Source organism: Neobacillus drentensis, from assembly GCF_036966985.1.
Taxonomy (GTDB): domain Bacteria; phylum Bacillota; class Bacilli; order Bacillales; family Cytobacillaceae; genus Neobacillus; species Neobacillus drentensis_E.
On sequence record NZ_JBALSN010000104.1, the window covers coordinates 1 to 2943 of the forward strand.

Sequence of the window (2943 nt, forward strand, 5' to 3'; positions counted from 1 at the left end):
TTGTTCGTCCAACATCAGAAGTTCTTTTCTGTGAGCATTATAGCAACATCATTCATTCATACCGTGATCTACCTAAGCTCTATAATCAATGGGCAAACGTTGTCCGTTGGGAAAAAACAACTCGTCCGTTCCTTCGGACATTAGAGTTTTTATGGCAGGAAGGGCATACTGCCCATGCGACTGACGAAGACGCAATGGAAGAAACCATTAAAATGCTTAACGTATATGCTGCTGTATGTGAAGAAATCCTTGCGATTCCGGTTGTAAAAGGACAAAAGACGGAAAAAGAAAAGTTTGCCGGTGCGAAAGCTACCTTTACCATTGAAAGCTTAATGCATGATGGAAAAGCATTACAGTCTGGTACCTCCCACCACTTTGGTACAGGTTTTGCTGAGGCATTTAACATCCAGTATACGGACAAAGAAGGTAAGCTTCAGTATGTGCATCAAACGTCTTGGGGCTTTACAACAAGAATTATCGGTGCCTTAATCATGGTTCACGGTGACGACCGCGGTTTGGTAATACCACCAAAAGCAGCCCCAACTCAAGTGATGATTGTGCCAATTGCGCAGCATAAAGAAGGCGTCCTTGATTTTGCATATGATTTGAAAACGTCCCTTGGTAAAGTTGCCCGTGTCGATATTGATGCCAGCGATAAAAAGCCAGGTTGGAAGTTCAATGAATACGAAATGAAGGGGATACCAGTCCGTCTAGAAGTTGGACCTAAAGATATTGAAAATAAGCAAGTGGTTTTAGTAAGACGCGATACTTTAGAAAAAGTGTTTGTTCCACTAGATCAATTAGAAACAAAGCTTGTTGAGTTATTAGATGAAATTCAAACCAATTTGTATAATAAAGCACTAAATCACCGTGAAGAAAGAACATCAGTTGCCTTAACTCTAAGTGAGTTAAAGGAGTCGCTTGAAGCTAAGCCTGGTTTCATTAAGGCTATGTGGTGCGGCGAATTAGCGTGTGAGGAAAAAATCAAAGAAGATACTGGGGCAACATCAAGATGTATCCCATTTGAGCAAGAACAGGTATCTGATAAGTGTGTCTGCTGTGGAAAAGATGCAGACAAGATAGTTTATTGGGCAAAAGCATACTAAAAATAACAATTTTGGGGCTCTTCCTTGATGGGAAGAGTCCTTTTTAGTTCCGTATTGAAGCAATATTATGTTAATGAGCGAATTTTTGGAATCAATGAGCGAATTAGATGGTCTTATGAGCGAATTTCTCAGTTAAATGAGCGAATTTTTTAGGCGGCTAATCAGTAGATATTTCTATCAGCGAATTTAATGATTCTATCGTTGGATTTCATTATTCTATCAGCGAATCTTCCTAATCAATCAGCGGATTTTCCCATCCAATCAGCGAATCCATTCAAAGGTAATTTTTTTGAAAAAGGAATTACAAAATCAGCATCGAATATTTTAAATTCAGAAGGAGGGCAAGATTATGAATCCAATACTATTAGACTTTTCAGAAGTGTTTTACACAGAGAGATTACTAATACGCAAGCCTTTACCCGGAGATGGTAAAGCTGTCTACCAAGCCATGCAGGCATCTTTAACCGAACTAAAAGAATGGATGCCTTGGGCCCATCGCGAACAAACAGTGGAAGATGTTGAAGTAAATATGCGTGATGCACATGCCAAGTTTTTAACCCGTGAGGATTTGAGATTACATATTTTTAATCGAGAAACAGGGGAATTCATTGGTTCCTCAGGTTTGCATAGAATTAACTGGTTGATTCCAAAGTTTGAGATCGGCTACTGGATTGATTCGCGCTATAGCGGTAAAGGGTATATTACCGAAGCAACTGAGGCGATCATTAAATTTGCCTTTAACGAACTTAAAGCAAATCGGGTGGAAATCCGTTGTGACTCCAAAAATATCAAAAGCCGAGCCATTCCTGAACGATTAGGATTTCCCTTAGAGGGGATCTTACAGAATGATGGACTTTCTGCGGATGGTAAAGAGTTACGTGATACATGTATATATGCAAAGACAACCCAAGATTAATAACAAAAGAGTACTGAATCCCAGTACTCTACTATTTTGAAATTTAATCAAGGATATATCTCTTTAAATAAAATTTTGTAATCGCTAAATATTCCCGTGAATAGGATTTTGGCACGGCGATCCATGGAGTTTCTGCTGGGAGCCCCTGTACCGCTAAGCCGTAGTCTTGAGCAATGGAGACGGCACGATAGAGATGAAAATTATTTGTCACAACCAGACCAAGCCTATCACCCTTAGGAATAAGCCTTTTTGAAAAATTAATATTTTCATAGGTATCAGTAGATTGATCTTCTAAAATAATCCGAGCCTCGCTTATGCCCTGGTCGACCAGTTCTTTCCTGATCGATTCCGCCTCAGAAATATCTTCACCAGTTCCCTTTCCACCAGAAGCGATGACAATTGTTTCTTTGTTTTCCTTTAAATATTCGGCGGCAGCATTAATTCTACTCGCAAACGCAAGAGAAGGGACAGTTCCTTTCACCCTTGCCCCAAGTACAATCAAATAGTCTGCATTTTTAGGAACGTCTTTATGACTATATTGACTAATTTTAAATTGTAAAAAACTGATATAAATCAAACCTAGAATAACCAGAACAGCAGCCAATACAAACACTCTTTTCTTATGTTTCATCATTTCAAATCCATTTCATATTATTTTTAAAACTATTATATAAAATAATAGATTGAAATGGTGGAAAATACTACCACTATTTTTGAAAAGAAAAAAGGACTGAATTCATCAGTCCTTTCCTCCTTTATTCGCATACCCACGAAAGTCCTAGTGTTCCAACCCCCGTATGCACTCCAGCGACTGTAATTAGCATCATTTTTTCTGTTTCAATTCCCGGGAATGTTTCGTTGACCAATTTCTCTAACGCAGCAGCTCGTTCGTTATCGTTAGCATGAACAATAGCGGCCTTC

At 38.9% G+C, this 2943-nt stretch carries 4 protein-coding genes; 2 read left to right on the top strand and 2 right to left on the bottom strand.

All coding sequences use genetic code 11. The features are described 5' to 3' along the window. A partial coding sequence (gene proS / locus V7659_RS07295) for a proline--tRNA ligase (RefSeq protein ID WP_335539075.1) occupies window positions 1-1106 on the top strand: 1106 nt, incomplete at its 5' end. A gap of 349 nt (window positions 1107-1455) precedes the next feature. Beyond that, window positions 1456-2022 (top strand): GNAT family N-acetyltransferase, encoded by a 567-nt coding sequence (locus V7659_RS07300; protein WP_335539077.1) that lies wholly within the window; start codon window positions 1456-1458, stop codon window positions 2020-2022. Between the two features lie 43 nt (window positions 2023-2065). Here the strand turns inward: V7659_RS07300 and V7659_RS07305 are convergent, their stop codons facing one another. Beyond that, entirely contained in the window at window positions 2066-2656 is a 591-nt protein-coding gene (locus V7659_RS07305) for a YdcF family protein (protein ID WP_335539078.1), read from the bottom strand. Between the two features lie 121 nt (window positions 2657-2777). Then, window positions 2778-2943 (bottom strand): DegV family protein (locus V7659_RS32075; protein WP_420491708.1); only part of this gene is annotated, 166 nt, incomplete at its 5' end.